General features: G+C 37.9%; 16 protein-coding genes and 1 CRISPR repeat array. Of the genes, 3 read left to right on the forward strand and 13 right to left on the reverse strand.

All coding sequences use genetic code 11. The features are described 5' to 3' along the window. Positions 1 to 6: 6 nt before the first annotated feature. From cas1 to MSMTP_RS15510, 6 genes are read right to left on the reverse strand one after another with little or no spacing between them, the layout of a single operon-like run. On the reverse strand, positions 7 to 996 hold the full coding sequence (cas1, locus tag MSMTP_RS15485) for a CRISPR-associated endonuclease Cas1 (RefSeq protein WP_369799649.1): 990 nt from the start codon (positions 994 to 996) through the stop codon (positions 7 to 9). After that, positions 993 to 1,643 carry a CRISPR-associated endonuclease Cas6 gene (locus tag MSMTP_RS15490; protein ID WP_048181276.1) on the reverse strand — a complete coding sequence of 217 codons (651 nt, stop codon included), beginning with the start codon at positions 1,641 to 1,643 and terminating at the stop codon, positions 993 to 995. Before MSMTP_RS15490 ends, cas1 begins: the two co-directional genes overlap by 4 nt. Positions 1,644 to 1,652: 9 nt before the next feature. Beyond that, positions 1,653 to 4,052, reverse strand: a complete 2,400-nt coding sequence (gene cas3, locus MSMTP_RS15495; RefSeq protein WP_231583003.1) for a CRISPR-associated helicase Cas3' — start codon at positions 4,050 to 4,052, stop codon at positions 1,653 to 1,655. Beyond that, on the reverse strand, positions 4,024 to 4,704 hold the full coding sequence (gene cas5b / locus MSMTP_RS15500; protein WP_048181281.1) for a type I-B CRISPR-associated protein Cas5b: 681 nt from the start codon (positions 4,702 to 4,704) through the stop codon (positions 4,024 to 4,026). The genes cas3 and cas5b overlap by 29 nt, the downstream gene beginning before the upstream one ends. A gap of 18 nt (positions 4,705 to 4,722) precedes the next feature. Next, entirely contained in the window at positions 4,723 to 5,598 is an 876-nt protein-coding gene (cas7b, locus tag MSMTP_RS15505) for a type I-B CRISPR-associated protein Cas7/Csh2 (RefSeq protein ID WP_048181284.1), read from the reverse strand. After that, positions 5,599 to 7,260 carry a TIGR02556 family CRISPR-associated protein gene (locus MSMTP_RS15510; protein WP_048181286.1) on the reverse strand — a complete coding sequence of 554 codons (1,662 nt, stop codon included), beginning with the start codon at positions 7,258 to 7,260 and terminating at the stop codon, positions 5,599 to 5,601. 320 nt (positions 7,261 to 7,580) lie between these two features. On the opposite strand from MSMTP_RS15510, the gene csa3 reads away from it, so the two are divergent. Beyond that, positions 7,581 to 8,183 (forward strand): CRISPR-associated CARF protein Csa3, encoded by a 603-nt coding sequence (csa3, locus tag MSMTP_RS15515; protein WP_048181289.1) that lies wholly within the window; start codon positions 7,581 to 7,583, stop codon positions 8,181 to 8,183. Positions 8,184 to 8,906: 723 nt separating this feature from the next. Further along, positions 8,907 to 9,299 (forward strand): hypothetical protein, encoded by a 393-nt coding sequence (locus tag MSMTP_RS15530; protein WP_048181295.1) that lies wholly within the window; start codon positions 8,907 to 8,909, stop codon positions 9,297 to 9,299. A gap of 150 nt (positions 9,300 to 9,449) precedes the next feature. Here MSMTP_RS15530 and MSMTP_RS19495 read toward each other — a convergent pair whose 3' ends face one another. After that, on the reverse strand, positions 9,450 to 9,590 hold the full coding sequence (locus MSMTP_RS19495) for a hypothetical protein (protein ID WP_197076100.1): 141 nt from the start codon (positions 9,588 to 9,590) through the stop codon (positions 9,450 to 9,452). A 71-nt stretch (positions 9,591 to 9,661) separates the two neighbouring features. Between MSMTP_RS19495 and MSMTP_RS15535 the strand changes: the two genes are divergently transcribed. Beyond that, positions 9,662 to 10,291: a site-specific integrase gene (locus MSMTP_RS15535; RefSeq protein ID WP_048181297.1), complete on the forward strand. Its 630-nt coding sequence runs from the start codon at positions 9,662 to 9,664 to the stop codon at positions 10,289 to 10,291. 247 nt (positions 10,292 to 10,538) lie between these two features. On the opposite strand, the gene MSMTP_RS15540 is transcribed toward MSMTP_RS15535, so the two are convergent. From MSMTP_RS15540 to MSMTP_RS15560, 6 genes are all read right to left on the reverse strand, one after another. Further along, on the reverse strand, positions 10,539 to 10,787 hold the full coding sequence (locus MSMTP_RS15540) for a hypothetical protein (protein ID WP_048181299.1): 249 nt from the start codon (positions 10,785 to 10,787) through the stop codon (positions 10,539 to 10,541). Positions 10,788 to 10,899: 112 nt separating this feature from the next. Next, positions 10,900 to 11,175: a hypothetical protein gene (locus MSMTP_RS15545; RefSeq protein ID WP_048181300.1), complete on the reverse strand. Its 276-nt coding sequence runs from the start codon at positions 11,173 to 11,175 to the stop codon at positions 10,900 to 10,902. A gap of 48 nt (positions 11,176 to 11,223) precedes the next feature. Then, positions 11,224 to 11,397, reverse strand: a complete 174-nt coding sequence (locus MSMTP_RS19500) for a hypothetical protein (RefSeq protein ID WP_156153872.1) — start codon at positions 11,395 to 11,397, stop codon at positions 11,224 to 11,226. Positions 11,398 to 11,428: 31 nt separating this feature from the next. Then, positions 11,429 to 11,986 (reverse strand): DUF1249 domain-containing protein, encoded by a 558-nt coding sequence (locus MSMTP_RS15550; RefSeq protein ID WP_048181303.1) that lies wholly within the window; start codon positions 11,984 to 11,986, stop codon positions 11,429 to 11,431. 397 nt (positions 11,987 to 12,383) lie between these two features. After that, positions 12,384 to 15,368: a CRISPR direct-repeat array (repeat unit 37 nt; unit sequence GTTTCAATCCTTGTTTTGCTGGAAGCTGTTTTGCAAC). Positions 15,369 to 16,702: 1,334 nt separating this feature from the next. Continuing rightward, the gene (locus MSMTP_RS15555) at positions 16,703 to 18,196 is read right to left on the reverse strand and encodes a hypothetical protein (protein ID WP_048181305.1); all 1,494 of its coding nucleotides are present in this window, start codon (positions 18,194 to 18,196) and stop codon (positions 16,703 to 16,705) included. A 12-nt stretch (positions 18,197 to 18,208) separates the two neighbouring features. Further along, positions 18,209 to 21,715, reverse strand: a complete 3,507-nt coding sequence (locus MSMTP_RS15560; protein ID WP_048181308.1) for a TIR domain-containing protein — start codon at positions 21,713 to 21,715, stop codon at positions 18,209 to 18,211.

Here is a 21,715-nt window from a genome sequence, read left to right on the forward strand (position 1 = left end):
GTTTTTTCACTTTTTTATCAGGTTGTTTGCTATCCTGTGGCAGTCAAACTGGATTATGTTCCCAATTTTTATGTTCCTGCCATAGTATGTAATGCTTTTTTCAAAAGTTTCGTTTACTGCCGTTATGAGTACGGCTTTACCCTCTCTGTTTAGGGTCATGCCTTTAGGAATTTCATCAAAAAAGCTTTCCTTGACCTGTTTCCTTGAAAATAGATTGAATACTGTCCTGTCCGCATAGACCCGATACATCTCGATCAGGTCGAAAACTAGAGATTTTTTGTTGTAATTATCCGTATGGTTGAAACCCACATAAGGGTCAAGCCCCGCTATGATGCAGGCCTTTTCAACCTTTGAATAGAGGACCCCATACCCATAGTTCAAAAGGCAGTTGAACCCGTCCTGAGCAGGGTTCCGGCTCCGCCCGTTAAATTTCCAATCATCAGGCATAAGGAAGTTAAGGGCTTCAAAATAGTGCCTTGAAGCCATCCCTTCAAGTCCCATTATGCTATTGCGTTTCCCTTCAAGAGTTCCCTCAAGCTCCTCAAGCTGGGTCTTCAGGTCTTCAATGTCAGAAATGTAAGCTTCGAGTTCTTCCTTTTGCTCAGGCCGGTTCTTTTTAAGGTCTTTCAATAATTGGACCTGATTTTCGACCTTTTGTATGACCCAGCCTTTTGCCAGTTTGAAACCTTCCGGCTCATCCGATATCTCAAGCTGCCTTCTCCGGATGTACGTTGTGCTTCCCAGTTTTGAGTGCCAGACTCTGCCATATGGGTCCCCGAACTTGTCCAGAAAAACGATGTCGATATTGTTTTCTACGGCAAATTTTATGGCGTCTGTGGTGATGGTAGCCGAAGTCGTAATCAGGATGCTCTCCACTTTCTTTTCGGAGACTTCGAAGACTTTGTCGTCGTTTTTGACCAGGAAGCAGTTGTTTTTCTTTTTCAGGTAGGAACCACGGGTGTTGATTACGAGTTGTATGCCACCATCCCCTTTTATCGCTTTTTAATCGAACCATATCCTCTGGAAACGGATTTTCCAATCCCTACATAATCAGGGAGATTAAAATTGGATTTGAACCCGCCTTTAAATCCAGCCATTGTTTTACCTTTGAAATTTACTCTTATTGGTTTGACATCCAGCTTAACTCTAATTTTATCTTCAATCCGGCAATCCAGATATTTAGCCATGGAAAGCAAGTTTCCTATCAATATTTTAGTTAATAAGTCGTCTTTCTCGATTTCATCCGCCGCATTATACTTATCTATATTTTTTTGATTCAATGCAAACCAGGGAGTTTTGAAAACATATTCATTAATCTCGTTACCAACACCAAAAAAAATAGATTCGGTATTAATTTCTGCTCTCTCTAGACAAAACCGGGTTCCCTCAATATTTATTTCCTCCTCACAAATACCAATGTCCAAAATAAGGTTTGCACCTTCACCCAACCCCACAAGAGTAGGTATGCCATCGATGACTTTGTACTGAACTAAAGGATACCTGTAAATCGGTCCTTTTTCCCCATGATTATGCATTAGTTCTTCAAAAGAATATTTTTTTGCAAAGAAACCTCTAAGTTTTGAACCATCACGCATATGGAGACGAACATCGGGATACTGTACGGAGCTGTAATCTATATGCAAAAGAATACCTCAAAAAATTTCAATACTCGGGGTGTTTGAAATGATACCCCTATCTTCGGAATAAAGTTGTCTGGTACCTTGAGTCATTGGAAGATATTCGACGTCAAATCCTTCTATTTCATGAAGGTCATCACGGATTGTTAAATAAGTTTTTTCGTTAATAGATATTCGATATCGATTCAGTTGACGAAATAGATTTTTAATCTCAAAATTATGTTCCCAGGGGTTCTTAGCTACTTTCCCTTTCTTTTTGATCTCCCGGAGTTTTTCAATAATTTGGGAACATTCCGGGTCTGCTTCGATAATGATGTCTTTCTTAAAGGCATAGTCTTTTTTTATCAACTCAAAAGAATCCCTTAACTTTTCAAAATCAAAATTCATTACGTGTTCAAGCATTTCTGCGGAGATATCATGACTAACCTTTTCAATTATTTTGTTTGCATAAGCCTCATTCAGGAAATAGATGTCTTTTTCCTGGATTTCCTCTTTATCCCCAAGAATATCCAGGGTGATATCGGTCAAAAATGCCGGGTATATATAATTATGAAAATAAGAACCTGTTTTTTCATGTTTTAGCCTATATACATGAACTTCCCCTGGTTCCCGGCCAACCCCATTTCTGTTAGCTCTTCCTGCAGTTTGGTTTATCGAACTGAGAGGGGCAAAGTCTCTGTAAACAACATCAAGGTCAATATCAACACCAGCTTCTATTAGCTGTGTCGAAACAACAACTAATTTTTCAGGACTATTTTTTATGAAATTGATCTTTTCAAGTCTTGCTTTTGGATATATTTCGGTTGAAAGATAAAGACAGGTCCTGTCAGTATTTTCCTGAAGAAATTCAAATATTTCCTTTGAAGACTTGATTGTATTCAGTACGATCAAAATACTTTTTTCATCCTGATCCTCGATGTCTTCAAGTAGTATATTTTTGAAATCATCCAGTGATTCTTCCTCATGAACATGATTGCAAATCTTTATTCTGTTAAGCTTTTCAAAATAAGTTTTCTTCCCCGGTACAAGCTCATGAGTACCAACTAACAAAGGCATTGTTGCGGTTACAAAAATGAACCTTGTATTATATTTTTTAGCCAGTAATTCAAAAAATTCCTTTATTACCGGATAATATTTCTCATCCACTGCCTGTATCTCATCGAGGATAATTATTGAATTCGTAAGACGATGAAAACGGTGTGCTATGGAGTTCTTTCCTAATTTAAAAACAGTGTTGAACAACTGTACAAAGGTAGTCGTTATAATTTTGCTTTGCCAATTATCATAACAAAACCTGGCATCATAATTTTTGTATTCTTTTTCATCAGATTCATATTTTATTTCAGAAAGAGAGTGATGTTTTAAAATTTCTGTATCTTTTGGTTCGTCCATCCCCTGATTAAATTTAATTATGTTTATTAACTCATCATAATTTTGATCAATTATACTCATGTAAGGGAGGGAATATATAACCTGTGACTCTTTACCATAAAGTTTCTCCAGTTTGTCGGCAAGGTAAAGGGCTGAGTAATATGCAAGAAATGTTTTCCCAGAACCCGTTGGGACATTGATCGAAAAAAAGTATTCGGAATTCAAATCAACAAGATCAAGCTCCTTTTTTATTTCCTCAAATATCTTGTCTCTCATCTGGAATATTTGGGAATCTGCAATTGCCTCATTCTTCGACAAAAGCTTGGAACGTACATGGTCCTTATATTTTTCAACAAACCAGCTTGGTTTTTGGGCCGGTAATTTTGGGGACTCGGCTATCAACTGCATTTTGTCTGCAGTGAGTAGAAGGGAATAAAAATAATTGAAATCTAAAGTGTCTTCTATTGAAAACTTGTTTGATTGCCACCTTTTACGAAAATGCTTTTTAATTTTACGGATATTATTTTCATTGATTGACTCAAAAAACTCATTCAAATCTAAACCATAAAGTTTTTCGAGTTCAATCTGACTATATTTCTTAATATCCTGTATCTGCTCCTCAATAACGCTATAATCATCTGTTAGATTAAACTCATCTCGGGCATCTTTTACACTCCCATGATGACGTTTTACAATTAAATAACCAAACAGTTTGTATTCTTCAGGAAGCCACCAGTATGCAAAAAGAGCAGATAAAAGAGAATGATTTTTATTCGGTCCGAAGTGTTTATCTTTTTCCCGTTTCTCTCCTTTTTCTTTTGCTTCATGATATGCAAGATATTCCTGAAAAAAGGAAGTTGCTTTCCCAAAATCGTGGGCCATGCAGATTTTTCTTATAATCTCTAGCCTTTCAGTGCTTTTATTCTGGGAGCCATAGATCTCAGTTGCTATGGTAGTAACTCCTTCCAGGTGCTCCTTCAGCAACTGATGAGGATGTGATTTTAAAGTAAAACCATCATTTGAAGAAGAAAACGGCATTTCCATCAATTCCGTAAACATCCCTTTTTAAATCGCCCTTTATAGAGCAGGCATTACCATTTCTGAAAGCAAATAATACTTTTTCATAACCTGTATATTCCCTTTTTTCGTTGTTGCAAACAGGAATATTATCTGTAAATATACGGTAATCAGAATGCTGTATATTTATGAAACGGGAAGGAATTATACTCTCCACACTGTTTGCACTGTTTATTATTTCTGCATCGCATCGACTTTCATAACTGAGTTTTGCAATATATTCACTTACCCCCAGATAGGGTGTAAATACAGGTTGTTGCTTGTTTAGTCTCTCCTCAAGTTCATCGAGCTTATCAGGAAGCCACGAAACAAAAATCCTGTACTCTGGATCTCTCAGAAACTCGGCATTTACCGGGAAACTGAATAGGTCTCTTTCCGCCTTCATGCTCACTAACTTCAAAGTTTGCATATCTTTACGAACTGGAGAAAGAACCTGGATGCCGATCTTCAAATTGGAGCTTTCTTTATATAGGTCTGTTTTGTCAATACCCATAACTGCCCCGATAAGTCCTTTTACAGCTGGCGGGTGGATACACAAAAAAGTAAGAGCTGATGTAGTGGTATACGGCTTTCTAAACTTAGCATACCCACTTTTTGCCCTAAAAACCAAGCAATCCATTAAAGAACGCCTCTGTTATTAAATTTCAATTACTTCAAAATCTTCAAGGAGGTTTTCTACCCTTACACTACCGTGCCGGTAGATGCGTACGGTATCTATTGCGTCCTTTTTGTTCTCGTAATATCTGGAAAGTTTTTCAAGGTCAAGCGTGACCTGGGAAATGTCGCGCACTTCCTCTTTGTCGGTGTCAAAATTCACATCAACGTAATTGAGTTCACCATCAATCCTGTGCTCTTTGTATACAACCTCAACCAGTAATCTGGGCATCTGATTTTTTGACGTACTCCTATAATTGATAAGCCCATTAATCAGAGCTTTAGTGAATTCATTGAGGTCCTCTTCACTAACTTCAATGCCCTGTCTCTTCGCTGCGTTATCGTTGAAAACAGCATAGGTTTTGAAAAGTGCATAGGGAGATATGTATTTGGACCAGATTGTAGACTGGCTTTTTCCTTCTCCACTAGCATAGGCAGAATTACCCTGCATGAATTTTATTTCTGCGGGATTGACAGATTTGCTCCACATGACCTGCAATGGACCTGTGATGTCATACTTGGGCTTGGTAATTACTGCACCAAATAATCTAACATCAATATATTCATTTAAAAGGTGGCCAGGCAGATCATCCTCTTTTACACCGGAGTCTTTCATGATCTCTTTGATCAAACTGGTGCATGACATTACCTTTCCGCCCTCATCCTTTTTTGTGCGGACAAGAACATTGTGTCCCGTTGCCTGCCATTCGTCCCTTATAAAACGCTTTATCCGAACGTCGGAAACTTCAAGTTGACCCGTAACTTCGTCATGTCTGGGTTTGTTATCATTGAGCATATCCCCGTTCGGGTTTGCCATAGTGCTGTCCCATATAAGCAAATATTCTCTTGTGTTAGCCATTTATTCCTCAGCTCCTTTATCATCTGTAATATCATCTTTTGATTTCCCAATCCATTGCTGCATTCCCCAGAAGAAAATGTATTTAGCTTCGTCACTGGATAATTTCTCATCACCTATTCCCATAAGCTCTTTTGAGGAAGAAATCAGGTCTTTTAAATATCCTTTATTCTGTGCCCCATATTTGTACATCAGTTCCGAGCATTGGTTTGTGAAGTAAACAAATGTCTTGAAATCATACTTCCTTCCAAAGAAGAAATTCTTTTCAAGGTAAGATTCAGTATTTTGTTTGTCATCTCCACCTTTGTACTTTTTAGATTCGTATATCATCTTTCCATAAAGACGACCGAGCAAAAACCATGCTTTTTTGACATCACTATCAAAGAATTCTTTGTTAATTTCAAAGAACTCCTCAACATTTTCATATTTTGCCATATCGTAACCTCTATCATTTTGTTCAACAAAATTCCAACCCTTATCAAGGCAACCGCAGTCTACAAGGAAATTATATACCCGGTGGATTGTGAATATGCTTGATTTATACCCCGCAAAATAATCATGCTTGTATTTTCCCATCGCACGGGAAAAGAAAAGATTCCGGTTTATTTTGTTTCCATGAAATATGTTTTTCAGGAAGTTCTTAGCTTCGTTTGTGTTGAATATTTCACCTGGTTTTGAAGAATTCCCAAGTAAATTAGAAAGTATCTGCCAGAGAGCCAGATGATTTCCTGATTTAGTTTTATATTTACGTTCAAATTCTGCAATTTTTGTGAACTTTGAAGGCATTACATCGCTTATTTTGTAGGTAATTTTCCATTCAGATTTTCCCGCAGGGGCTGAAATGAAAAGAATATCAACTTCAGTATCACACTTTCCAACAGCTTCCATTACATCGGCTTCGTTTTCACGAAGGTTCTTAAGGAGGTTTCGACCTTCTTTTACGTCTCCAATATTGGAGAATTCAAAGATCTCTTTGATCTCTTCATTATAATCATGAGGCAGGAATAAAATTTCACTTCCTCCCCACCAGGTCTTAAGAAACGTGTCTACATGTTTTTTTCCGAAAAGTATGTGCTGAATGCAACTTTTACAGATGCCGTAAGAAAGGCCTTCTGTATTCGAAAATATCTCTTTATCATTCGTATAGCACTTATATATGATGCTATCACACAGCGCATCTGTGTGCTGACCGCATATCTGGCAAAATCCAGGTGAAGATCCTTTTCTTAATCCCTTTTTTTCTATTTCATCCAGAAACTTCTGTTTTGAGATATCGATTGGTTTTTGGCCGTTTTTCTTGAAAAGTACAACATAATTTATCCCTTCATAATCTTTGAGTCTAGAATCCAGTAATTGTTTGACTTCGTTGAGCCTTTCAAGAGGGATATCAATAAATTTTAATGAATCTTTGATTCTACTATCTTTTAAAGAATCTTTTTTGATAAGGGCTCCAACAAACCAGTTTCCCTGTGTATATAATAGTCCATCCCTGAACACTTGTTTTTCAAAATCCCTTGTATCTATGAAAACAGAGTCATCGCAGATATTAACATCAATAATTAATTCATAATCACCATTTTCTTCTTTTTGCCATAAATCGACCAGATCTTTTTCCCCTTCTATATCCTGGACGATTTTTCCAATGTTACAAATAGTTTCAATCATTTTTAATCCCGCAGCAAAGTCTTTTCATGGATTGAACCTTTGTTTTTTTCAATCACATATTCCCCGATTTCTTTCATCGTTTCGATCACAGAATGTACACACTCCTAATAAATATCATATGATGATCAAATTTAATTACTTATTAATGTTGTGCCTTTATACCCAATACCTAATCTTGTAAATATTAAACATTCATTACTAAACAAATAATATATACTTTTCTAATTTTTAATATATTAATAAATATATTTATTTAACTAAAACATATCTACTATATTTAGCAAAACATATATGGCATACACAACAATATTTACCATACAATGAAAAACCTCACATTAATATCCACCATCTATTCCCTTGAACCGGTCATTGTCTGTATAACCAGGCTCTCCCCCTCAAAGATCGTACTCATAAGCGAAGAGGGGGCAGTCGAGAAAAAAGTACGGTCCGAAGAAACCATCGAGAAGACCTTTGGAAATATACTCGAAGTCGAGAAAAAGTACACATCCCTTTACGATACCGTGCGCGTGGCTCAGGACGTTGCGAACCTCATTGAGGAGGAACATGCTAAGGGCAACCAGGTAATTGTAAACGTCTCAGGGGGGAGGAAGCCGCAGGCGTTCGGGGCGCTCTTTGGGGCGTATGCGCGGAATGATATGGTTCAAAGGATCGTTTACGTGACCGAGGAGGACAGCATGATTATTGATTTTCCGGTGCTGAGTTTTAACCTCTCGGATACTAAAAAGATCATACTTGAGCAGATTCAGGAAGGGGTTTCTGCAGTGCCTCAGATTGCGGCTACTGTCGGTATCTCCAAGGGTATGACCTACAACCATCTGCGTGAACTCAAGTCAATGGGATACATTGCTGACGGAGAAAAAGGGTACGAAATTACAGATGCAGGTAAAATCGCTGCCATTTGAGAGGGTATTTTTTTTTATTCCTTATCTTTTCTTCAACTTCTTTTTTCTTTTTGGTATTTTCATTGGAAAGTCCGTTTGAGCGAGCAGAGCGAGCGAAACGGACACCGTACTCCCGAGGCGGAATTGTATGAAGGAACAAATATGAGATCCGGTTTTCCATCTAAATCATTGCAGCAACTTCCAAAGTCTCTGCAAATCAGCACTGCAAATTTTCCGAACGGTGTTTCGTCATAGATGTTGATTTTCTCCCCGTGTACCATACCGAGGCCACAAGCACTGGGATCTTCAAATTCCGACGGTGTGATCTTGAAGGGGAGGAAGAAGGTTCCTATTGGAATACATAATCATGCGGCATACGTTGTGCCTTTCTTCATCGTAATAACTACCTGCAATTATAATCATTTCCGGATATTGTTTTTCGATGTCTGTCAGCCACTCTTCGCACATACAAAGCTCAGGCAGGCAAACGATGTTGACTTGTTTTAGTGGATCTTGCTCGCGAATCCTTTGGAAAATCACTTCTTTTAAATGTTTCCTTAAGTTTCAATCCATGTTTTAGTGGATCTTGATCGCGAATAGGATGAGATCAGAAATGGAAAATATGGTGTATCACAGTTTCAATCCTTGTTCAGTACTTCACCAACTCGTAAGTAGCGATTCTAACATCGATTTTCCGATATAATACCAAAATTATACATATTTGGATTATTTTATTCACAACCTATGGCTAAAACAAAACACAAATCAAAAAATATTGACGTTTGTACTTTGGATGGAGCCAAATGTATAACCCTCGTTGTTAAATTGCTTGTTAAGCATGTTCCAATGTCTATTAGATCAAGCCAAACCCCTAATCAATTTTTCAAGGTTCTAACGTCACTGGCCATCCAAAAGTTATCCATTCACTCAATTCAACGTCTAGGTTCAAACATACCCAGCGAAAACTCGTTACATCATAATCTGAAAAAAATCGACATAGAGCAGTTAGAAACAGTAAATCACCTTATGCTTGCTGAACAAGTTAAGCCTTTCATAATACCTGGAAAAAAGTATGCATTTGCTATTGATCTTACAGATGATCCTTACTATGGGGAAAAGGAAGGAGAACGGGTTTGAGTCCTGGTCAACGACTCTTGTCAATGACCCGCCTGGGAACAGGCCATCTGGCAGATCGCTGAGTCGGAGAGCGGAAAGGTAGCTATGCGATTCACGCACCGTTTCAGAATCGTTACCTCAAAAACAAAAAACAGAAACAAAAACAGGTGATCAGGTGACACCAAACCCAAAAGACTCGAAATTTGTTCCAGGAATATCAAGCTCTTTTTTATGCATAGGTTTTACTATAAAATCTATGCATTTTTCCTGAATTCCCACCTTCTCTTTAGCTATTTTTGACTTCTTCATCATCTTATACATAGCTTTAAATAAAATCTATGCATAAAACAATATAAAAAAATATTATATGATGCGGAGATCTCATGGAAAACAAGAAGTACCCTAAATCAGGCTTCAAGAAGGACCCTCAGGCCCTCCACAGGTACGTTAACAATATTCGGATATTAACCCCTCAGGAATGGGACCAGCTTAAAGACGTGATCCCAAAAGAGCATCATGTAACGAATTTTAAGATCCTGACAATAACCGGGCTGCGATATATCGAATTTTTGAGGTTATACGATCATCCGGAGTGGTACAACCGGAAAGAAAACCTTATCCATCTGCCCGAGGAGGCCCAGAAGAAGGGGAAACGGACCATGAAGGAAAGGACTATAACACCCTTGCCTTCCATGTTTGAGGATACTTTCAAGGCTTTCACCCAGGGACCCAAACCACCGCAGGAAGCAACCTGGAATAAGAACCTTCAGAGATGGATCCAGAAGGTCGGGATAGGCCCTTACGGAGTGAGTGCGAAGACAACAAGGAAAACTATTGAATCATGGATGTATGCCGCCCAGGTTCCGACTATGGATATCTGCGAAAGGCAAGGGCACGATAGCTTAACCTCCATGCGTCATTACCGCCGCAACACATTCAGTGCCCGGGAAAAAGGAGAGATTGAAGCAAAGTTGCAGGAATGGGGAATCCTGAGGCAAAAAAGAGGGATTTGAGTAGGGAAGTCTCGGATTAAATAAGTACTTTTATGGATAAAAGTAAACCAGATTCATAATAAAGGCGGTGGGCAAGACACGATTTATGAAACTGGTACATAAATAAATTGCCTTTACTACTAAATAAAGTTATGCAGTGTGAGAAAGAACGCTCTTTCAGATCAGGAAAACAGGGGTCTTCGTCTCATTTTAGAGGAGACGAAAATATAATGCCAGCCTCCTTCTACTATTACTTTTTTACTTCCTTTCACAACCCTTCTTTTTCATTCTCTGAATCCTCGACAGCCCACAAATAGGCCTTTCCCACAACCATCCTTTTAACCTTCCCCTGCTCGTACAGTTTATTTAGCCTCACCCGAACAATTCTTGACCCGCAACCTAATTGCTTCGCGATCATCGACGTGGTTTTCCACTCTTCCGATAGCGTCCCAAGTATTTTCTTGTAGGTAAATATACGAATCCATTTTCCCTTGGCATTTTTCGGTCTGTCTTTCATAATAACCCTCTCCTCTTCTGGATGCAGTAGGGTTCCTGTAAGGGAATTTTTCCGGATCAATTTCGAGATGTTCAAAGCTGGTCTAGAATTCGATTTAGAAAAGCGACCCTCTTCATGTTTCCTCTTCCTTCCTCTCCTGACCCGGTTTTAGCCTCCAGAGAAAGAAACTCCCGTAATCGCCTTTTTCGATTTTCCCTGCCTTCTGAAGCGACTTGAGGACCTTTATAACCCCATGGCTGCAAAACCCTGTTTTCCTGGCGATATCGCTGGTGGAAGCCCATTCAGTCGTGACGTGGGAAAGGACCAGCTCGGGCGTGATCTGTGCCATCCATCTCCCGTTCTTATCACGGGGTATCGTGGGTTTTGTTTCTTCTGGTATTTCTGGCATAATCTAATTTCCTTGATTGGCACGGTTTCAGGATAGTGCCGTTATTTTTTAGTACGTGTTATCAGCTTCAGTTTCCTGCCTGATAATGTCAGGGATTGTAGAGGAAAACGCATGCAAGCCGCATGAAACAGGGAGGAGGTGTTTGCAGCACAGCTTCCTACAGGGGGACTCAGACCCCCCCGTGTTCGAGAGCTTTGAACCTGCGCCCCCCTTTTTCTCCATCCCTTCTGCTTCCTTTTATTTTTCCTTACATCTATGTCCCGAAGCCTTTGAAAGCCTCAATCCCGTCAAGGGTTGCCTGCCTCGGCTCTGCTGCCTCTGCCTTTCCTTCCCCTGGCTCCTCTTCGTCTGGCTCTTCCTCTTCTACCTCCTCTCCGTAGAGAGGTTCCGTTACAGTCAAAACATGCCCCTGATCTTCGATTACCCTCTTGAGCCATGAGTTAAGGAAGGAATTGAGTTCTGTTTTTAGTTTCGGATAGAACTTCCCCGGCTCAGGATACACTTCCTGAAAGATCCCGAGATAGTCATTCTGAAAAGTCAAAGCTTCCGCCATTTTCATTTCAGGCACGATGCGGACGATCATATCCGGATCTGCCATGACATCCCCGTTTTGAATGCCGTTGTGGGCAATCGATATTTTGTCGTCATCGATCCAATCCACATGCAGCGGCATGAATCCGCTTGCTTCGAATTTCATGTACGAATAGAGGATTCTGCCCTCTGCGTTTATGATCCCGAGCTTCAGCAGCCTCTCGAAGATCATTTCATATACTGAACGTCTGCGGGTTTTCCCGAATGTTCCTTTGGTCATTTGATTCCACACTCCCATTACTTTTCCCATTTTTTTCTATAATCTTCTATTCGCAGGGGGAGGATATAAGCTTTTGCCTATTACCAGATCGGCATAAGAAAAGCTATAAAAACGATATGTACCGCTTTGTTATTAGGATGAATACAGACTAAAGGACGGATACAGAAAGGGGTTTTCAGAGTATCCAGAAGGCTTCTAAAGGGGGAGAAAAAGCCCTGTTAAACCAGCCAAAACCTATGTTCTTTATCTTATTTTCAAATGGCTCTCTGAGAGGCTCTATAATCGAGTTTCAGGGCTTGGAGGATGGAACATAAGCGACTTCCAAAGAAAATTCAACAGTGGGGCTCTCGGGAAGCTGATTATTCAGTTATTCGGTTTTCTTCTCGTTTCTCCGGATTTATTCTTCAAAAGAATGCTGGAAGCTGTTTTGCAACTGGTATTTCCAGAGGGGGATGAGGAGCTTGTGCTGGTTTCAATCCTTGTTTTGCTGGAAGCTGTTTTGCAACTCGAAAAGTGTGTAGATATGATGAACAAAAAATGGCATTTAGAGTTTCAATCCTTGTTTTGCTGGAAGCTGTTTTGCAACTATATATACACCATTCGAAGAATTTACGATAAAATTGTTTCAATCCTTGTTTTGCTGGAAGCTGTTTTGCAACTGCAAAACATGATGCCCCCTATGGGTTTTTTGAGTGTTTCAATCCTTGTTTTGCTGGAAGCTGTTTTGCAACATCATAACCAAGACCGACTACTAATAGGAAAGGTAGCGTTTCAATCCTTGTTTTGCTGGAAGCTGTTTTGCAACTAAACGAATAAGAAAAACATGTATAAATGGTTTTAGACGTTTCAATCCTTGTTTTGCTGGAAGCTGTTTTGCAACTTGGTAATAGTTGCCATACTTGCACTTCTGCTTATGGTTTCAATCCTTGTTTTGCTGGAAGCTGTTTTGCAACTGTGCAGTGAAGGGGTTACTGCACAATAAAAATAGTAAGTTTCAATCCTTGTTTTGCTGGAAGCTGTTTTGCAACCGGAATTTGTTCCGATGACTGATGATGGATATTTATTGTTTCAATCCTTGTTTTGCTGGAAGCTGTTTTGCAACCAGATGGTTGCAGGACAGTCCCAGGGTGGATGAGCAGTTTCAATCCTTGTTTTGCTGGAAGCTGTTTTGCAACGAGGAAAAGCATGAAATATTACCCTATACTTTTATTAGTTTCAATCCTTGTTTTGCTGGAAGCTGTTTTGCAACCCTTGAATGCGACAGAAAACCGCTCTGCCACCCTGGGTTTCAATCCTTGTTTTGCTGGAAGCTGTTTTGCAACTAGAAGGGCTGGAAATACAGCAGGAAGCTTTGTTAGTTTCAATCCTTGTTTTGCTGGAAGCTGTTTTGCAACAATGGACCTGATCCGCAACCTGTAACAATACAGGTAGTTTCAATCCTTGTTTTGCTGGAAGCTGTTTTGCAACAATGGACCTGATCCGCAACCTGTAACAATACAGGTAGTTTCAATCCTTGTTTTGCTGGAAGCTGTTTTGCAACTCATAAAGGAGTTAAGAAATGAACCCCCCCAAATTAGTTTCAATCCTTGTTTTGCTGGAAGCTGTTTTGCAACATCATGATGATAGAAGTAGATTAAGGAAAGGTGAGAAGTGTTTCAATCCTTGTTTTGCTGGAAGCTGTTTTGCAACGACGAAAACCTCGCCACCAATTGTGTGGCTTAAGCGTTTCAATCCTTGTTTTGCTGGAAGCTGTTTTGCAACGATAAATAATTAATCTATCACAATTTTAAATTATTAGTTTCAATCCTTGTTTTGCTGGAAGCTGTTTTGCAACTGAGGCAGAACTCGTCGTAAATGAAGAAGGGTATATAGGCGTTTCAATCCTTGTTTTGCTGGAAGCTGTTTTGCAACGTCGTAGTTATGGGTGCTTTGTTCTTGGTATCCTCGGTTTCAATCCTTGTTTTGCTGGAAGCTGTTTTGCAACTTAAGGAAGCAATCTCTTGTGGCCTCTTGGTTATAATGTTTCAATCCTTGTTTTGCTGGAAGCTGTTTTGCAACTTTGGTGGCGAGCGGAGTATGTATATCTGCAAGTGGGTTTCAATCCTTGTTTTGCTGGAAGCTGTTTTGCAACTATCCTCTTCGGCGTGTTTAATGTACTCAATTCGTGTTTCAATCCTTGTTTTGCTGGAAGCTGTTTTGCAACCTTTTCCTTCTTTAATTACTGGCTATAGATTGCGTTGTTTCAATCCTTGTTTTGCTGGAAGCTGTTTTGCAACCAAGGAAGATGCACAAGAGCTTCTTAAACAAGCGACAGTTTCAATCCTTGTTTTGCTGGAAGCTGTTTTGCAACGGGAGGATTGACAGATATTACTATTATGTAATAGTTGTGTTTCAATCCTTGTTTTGCTGGAAGCTGTTTTGCAACCCACATACTTCAGCAAAGGATACGGGCATCACGGGTTTCAATCCTTGTTTTGCTGGAAGCTGTTTTGCAACAAAATGTGACTGAATCCCAACAGTCACCTGAAGAGGTGATGTTTCAATCCTTGTTTTGCTGGAAGCTGTTTTGCAACAGTTACTTTCTGGCATTGAAAACAAAAAAACAAAATGTTTCAATCCTTGTTTTGCTGGAAGCTGTTTTGCAACGGACCGAAAGACATCTTTAAAATCGCTCTTTACGTGTTTCAATCCTTGTTTTGCTGGAAGCTGTTTTGCAACTGGCGAGTCCGAAAAAGAAGCAGTCTCGGTTCTAAAAGTTTCAATCCTTGTTTTGCTGGAAGCTGTTTTGCAACTCGATTTGGCTTAGCCCAGGCAATACGAAAAGTAAAGTTTCAATCCTTGTTTTGCTGGAAGCTGTTTTGCAACAGAAGAGGCAAGGAAAAGTAATGCGAGGAATGTAAGTTTCAATCCTTGTTTTGCTGGAAGCTGTTTTGCAACAAGGCAATGGATATGGCAAAGGCAAGATGATTGTTTGTTTTGGTTTCAATCCTTGTTTTGCTGGAAGCTGTTTTGCAACGATTGGTGCCAATTTTGTTCTTTTCTGTTATATTGTTTCAATCCTTGTTTTGCTGGAAGCTGTTTTGCAACGACAGGGGCTTATCAAATAAAAAACAATTAAAATCTAAGTTTCAATCCTTGTTTTGCTGGAAGCTGTTTTGCAACGTCCTAAATGTGGGACGGAAGACAATGAATATGTCAGTTTCAATCCTTGTTTTGCTGGAAGCTGTTTTGCAACAGGGGGAAGCCTTGAGAGGATTCAGACCAATAAGTTATGTTTCAATCCTTGTTTTGCTGGAAGCTGTTTTGCAACGGCACTAATGAGATTGCATGATCCAACAAAAATTTGTTTCAATCCTTGTTTTGCTGGAAGCTGTTTTGCAACAGGGTCTCAAAAAGCCCTATTATGCCTTTGTTTTCAAAATAGAGCAATTTTTTCCGCATACCCATTTAGGCATTTTCCGCTGATCTCCCTGTTACACTATGGTATATAAAGATCAGCGGTATATTAATTTTTCTAAAATGAACCGATTGATGTTGATATTATATTTTAATAATGTACAATTATGTACGTTGAGTAGAATTTCTTTAGGAACTTGGGGTAGATCAGCGGAAATCAACTTGTTCATTTTGTGTACATTCAAGCCTATTGATTATGAAACTGAATTTCGTACCTTGAGGGTCTGGAAACTGGAAATTGAGACCATTTTTTAAGGAGTTCTCCAGATGACACCCTTACAGCCGCAGTACCTTGACATATTTTTTGAATTCACATGCAATAAAAATTATTTCATAAAGATCAATCGTATTCAGAAGCCATCGCTTCAATTTCCCCTCTGACTTGACTTTCAAAGATAGAGCAAAAACGACATCAACATACAGCACAACTACCAATAATACATAAAACTGGTCCTACAAATTGCGATTTTGCATAACTTTCATCAATTTTTAAGTTTCAAAACCGATGTGAGTAAAGCCCACACGACATAACAATATTTTGAAGGGGGGACTATATTTCACCTTCAAATCTGGCATTTTTGTAATAATTTCTCACATATTATGGCAATTTAGCGGAGTTATTAGTATGAATATGTCTCATTTGTCAAGCAAATTGTCCTAAATAGGTCAAAAGCAATAGATTAAACCATATTCAAACATATGGATTATCTTTTTTCACAATCATTAGGACCAGTTTTCAATTATTGTATTATGGGGACTATACATTTTCACTAGCATGAGGGTCATTCAACCAACATCTTTGAAAGTTGAGTCTGATTGAGTGGAAGCCGAGATCTCCACAGCGAAGGCATAAAGTAGATCCAAGGACGGATTTTCCTGAAGGGAGGATACCTGGATGTGAGTTGATTGATTAGTACCGACTTATTCCCATAAGGAATGAATCCTTTTGTCCCCAATACAATTCTTACCTCGAGAATATCCTGAAAAAGGGCTTTTAACACCTTTTTAAGGACAAGGAAGAAAATAAAGGGAAGAAAAGATCAGATCAGCTTGATATCTATGTTTTTGACTGGATCTGGGGCTTTATCAGGGTCAATGGGCGTGGGTGTTGCGAAATATTTATGGACAAGGTTAAAACCGGCAATGATTATTCCGTCTTCTCCTTCCCTGTAAATGAAGTATTTTTGGGGCCGAAGATTGAATATTCTCATATACTGAGATCATACTACTGCCTATATTCGTAAGCAAAAAAAGCTGTTGTCATGTCTGGCTAACCTCAAGTTTATTATTATCTACACTCATAAGTTTTTCTTCAAGACTTTTTTCTTCAAGGTTTTTTCTTTCAAGGCTTTTTCCTTCAAGACTTTTTCCTTCAAGACTTACTACATTTATATGACTCACCGGAAGTGGTGCCACATCTGGATTCATAGGTGTGGGCTTGGAAAAAAACTTATACACAAGATTAAAATCTGCAATAATCATTCCTTCCACTCCTTCATTTAATTCGCATAGCTTGAAAGTTTTATCGTCTTTTTGCTTGTATCCTTTGCTTACCAGTCCTGGGAAATAGCTGTCCTTCATTCTCCCAAAAATTGCTGTTCCACCTTTTTTTGCTGTGTTTGACATGATAACATATGAACGGCTGTTTACTACATGTTCGTGAGCAATTTGATGGAACCTTCCATTGGCAGAATTGAATGAAGGAACAAATAGCATATCAATATCTAACCTTCTCTTAAAATCTGAACATAAATCACCGAAATCTCTGCAAATCAGCACTGCAAATTTTCCAAAAAGAGTTTCGTCATAGGTGTTGATTTTATCTCCCGCCATCATACCAACGCCACACACGCTGGAATCTTCAAATTCAGAAGGAGTTATTTTGAACTGGGGAGGAAGTAGATCCCTACTTGAATCCATAACCACACGGCATACGTTATGCCCTTCTTCATCATAATAGCTACCTGCAATTATAATCATTTCAGGATATCGTTTTTCGATTTCTGAAAGCCAATCCTCACAAACGCACAGTTCAGGCAGACATACAATGTCAACTTTTTTAGTGGAAGCGGTATCAAGAACCTTGAAGACTTTTTCTCTGGTAATCTCTTTATCTTTGATTTCCGGTGGAAATGATTCTGTAAGGTCAAAATTTATCTGGGCAGTGCCTATCCTGGCGACTTCTTTCTTTTCTTCAAAAATCGTATCGGATATAAATGCTTCATTTCCATAGCGTGGCTTATATGCAATTTTTACCTTTTCTCCAAATTTGCGGGATATCTGGAGCGTCAAAGAGATGTTAAGCTGAGGCGTGGCACCTGTGGTTGATACAAATACCTGGTCTGCTTCCAGAATATTTCTGGCTACCTGCTGATAGAACCTCATAAGCCCCTTATAATCAGTGGGGTTTTCGAAGATTACTGAGACTTTAACCTTCTTTTCATCAAAATTGTAGCGCTTACAAATAATCTCCTTTGCGATTGAAGCAATATAGATCGTGTCCTGATTCTTATGCGTGGCTTGCTCAGTTCCGAAAAGGATGATTTCCTGAATGTCGAAAGATTCCCTGATTTTCCTGATGGTGGGGTCCAGAATAGGAAGGTCGAGATTTTCATAGTTTCCGGATTCCCAAAGCTTTTTGCTATCTTCATATACGTTCCCTGTAAAGGAAGCGTTTTTGCGGCTGAAAATCGATTCTTCTCCTATACCAAGATCACTATTGCCTATGTTGGCGAGCAGGACAGCTGTTTTCATGTTTGATCTGCCTCAAAGTGTATTTTTACCCATAATCAAGGGTTTTCCTTCAAGATTGAATACTTTTATGTATTTGACTGGATGATGCTCTTCGGAGGGGTCCATTGTTAAGATCGTTGGAATGGATTTGTAACGTAGATTGAAATCTGCAATGATTATCCCTTCTTCATTTTTCTTTAATTCACACAATTTAAAAGATTGATCATTTTCCTCTTTGTATCCCATTTTTACGAGCTTAGGGAAATGCTTGTGAGCCATTCGTCCAAAGATAGAGGTGCCACCTTTATTTGATGCATTTGCAATCACTACATATGCTAAACTGTCGCTTACATGTGAGTGAGCAAGCTGGTGGAACCTGTCACTGGCAGAATTATATGAGGGAACAAATAATATATCGGTTTTATTTCTTAGACTGTCATAGTAATTGCCAAAATCCCTGCAAATCAACACGGCAAATTTACCAAACGGTGTTTCATCGTAAATGTTAGTTTTTTCACCCGGTACCATTCCCGATCCGCATATGCTGGAGTCCTCAAAAACTGAGGGTGTTATTTTAAATTGAGCAGGTAGAATGTTCCGGTCAGAATCCATAACAACCCTGCAGACATTGTGACCTTCTTTATCGTAATAACTTCCAGCTATCACAATCATATCAGAATATCGATTCTCTATTTCGGATAAACACTCTTCACACATGCAGAGTTCTGGAAGACATACAATATTAACTTTTTCTCGTTGTGCTATATCAAGGGTTTGTAAGATCTTTGTCTTTGTTTTTTGCTTCTCGGTTATTTCTGGAGGGAAGCTTTCTGTAAGATCAAAATCAATTTGAACTGCACCAATTCTACAAACTTCCATATTGTGTGGCATATTGTCCTGTTTTATTTCTTTTGAATTAATGTGAGAATAATTGGAAACATATGATTCCTTTTTTTCAGTAGCTTCTGTAGAGATACTCAATACATTTTTTTCAGTTGTTGGAATCATCATTAAAATTTCTTTAGCTTCATCGAATAAAACCCTTACAATTTTTCTAAACTTTATTTGTCTAATCTCTTCTATTGAAGTATTGATGATAGCCAATTTTTCTTTTCTCTTTGAAGGGTCTTTTTCAGACCAAAGTCTCACAACATCTTCAAGATAACCTTTTGTTTCCTTAATTCCTAATTCGTTTGGAAATCTGTCTATAATAGAAAACATCAAGTTATCTTTTTCAATAGTTGCATGTTTGTTAAAAGAAACTTCGTATCCAGTTCTCTGTGTATTTCTGAACTCAAGAAAAAGAGAATATATTTGGAAACATGCGTTAGATTTTTCGAAAATTTCATTGGCCAACACGCTCTGCTCATTGCCTTTGGATGTATCCATAGCAATTTTGAAACTTTCGATGGATTTCTCGACATAACTGAAATTTGGCGGATTGCAACCCATTGCTTCTGATAATATTTTTTTGCCTTGTAAATAATGATATATTGAATTACAAAGCTTAATTATCTTCTCGTCACTTGTATTATTTTTTAGCTTTTCTATTGAAGCTATGCAGTTTTCATATATTTCAAGAACATCTTCTTTTTCAGATTTTTTTGCTCTTACCAAAGATAAACTCAAAAGTGCTTTTAGTTTATATTCAATAATGATTTTCCAATTATCTTCAAAGTTGTTTGCACCGCCAAACTTTTTATATTCGTCACATAATTTTAGTGCATGGGTTAGACATTCCTCATTGTTAGAAGATTCTTCACCGATTTCGAGATGAATTTCAACGAGTTTGATGATAGTTTCTAAGAGAAGTGACTGAAAGTTAAATTTATGGGGGTAAATATTCAATAATTCTTTTGAAATCTCCAAAGATCCCTCAAAATTTGACTTTGCGACTACAAATTTATTTTCATCCAAAAAAGTTTCCCCGAGATTGAAAAGAATTTTTGCATTGAAATATCTGTATTCAGGAGATGCATATTCAGGATTTTCTGGATAATCAGTAGTTAATTGTCGCAAAACTTGTAATGCTTCTTCAAAATTTTCTTTCGCTTCATAGGTCAACTTCATTTCTAAAAGAAGTTTTCCTAAATCATTGAGAAGTAAGCTTTTGGTGAATTTATCTTCAGATTTACTAGAATTTCTAGTATCATCAGTGATTAATTTCTCAATGATTTTAATTTTTGACAATAATATACAACGTAAGATTTCATTGTTTTGTGTGCATTTTAGGTATCCCTCTAAACACGTCGATTTAATCGTAGATTCAAGGGCTCTTTCATATATATCATACACAAATATTTTATTTTCCTGGTTCTGTTTTAATATCAGTTTTGTTTTTGCTGGGAAAAAATCTATTGATTGGAGAACACCCGGAGTATTCTGCCTAGATGCTCCCCCAACAAGTGAAAAAAGAATGTTATCGATATCATGGGGTATTTTTTCGATTTCATTCCTATATCGATTAATTGTTTTTTCTTCATCAAAATTAGGAATAGGTTCTACTTTTATTTCAAATTCATTAAAACTATATTTTTTTAAACATAGTATTTTTTTAATTATGTGAGCGATAAATTTACCATGTGTCTGTTGAGCTGATTCTTCAATGTAAAAAATAACGATTTCTTTAATGTTATAATTTTTTTTGACATATTCTATAAGTGGATCCAATAGTAAAAGGTTAAAATCGTAAAAATTATTAGATTCTAATAGACTTTTAAAATATTCAAATATAGAATTTTCCACAACTTTGGGGATTTCAGAAAAATTATGGAGCTTAGAGTCACAGTGATGTTCAGATGTTTGAATGATTTTCTCTTTTTTTTTATAATACTCCTTTCTTTTTTGAACTGTTTTGTCATCATTAGGCTTTTTATCCGGAATATTTAACTGATTACCATTTTCACCTAAGTCTGTGATTCCAATTTTTGCAATTAAAACTGCTGTTTCCTTAGGATCCATAGGACCTTTTTGAATAAATTTGGAATTTGAACTACATCTAAGATTGCCTCCATTATCAACATCTTTACATTTGTCTTCAAATTTAAGATTTTTTTTTAGATTTTTACAAACTTCCTCAATATCATCTATAATTTTCACAAATTCACGATCAATTGAATTATCATTACCATCGGAAAGTGGAGTAGCGTAGTTAGGCATGATATTATTATTTGAAAGCCAGTCGAATTGGTTCCAATTACAGTGCCTTACTATAATAGGATAAATGTGAATGTATCCCAATTCATGTCTTTTCAAAATTCTAGGAATTTCTTTATCTTGGATAAAATCAGAGCCAAGAAAGTATTGGGAAAGCAGAAGAATAGCTATGCTTGAATTGTCAATGGCCTCAAAAATCTTCTCAGAAATACATTCTCCCCCATGAATGTTATCATCATGCCAGCAATCAAGTATATGCCTATTAATTAATATTTTGAGGTTGGCAAGAAGCCTATTTTTCCATATTTCATCTTCATGACTATAACAAATAAAAACTTTGGGAAGATTCAAATACTTAAATTCTGGATGATGACTTCCAGTCAT

This window comes from Methanosarcina sp. MTP4 (genome assembly GCF_000970045.1).
In the GTDB taxonomy this organism is placed as follows: domain Archaea; phylum Halobacteriota; class Methanosarcinia; order Methanosarcinales; family Methanosarcinaceae; genus MTP4.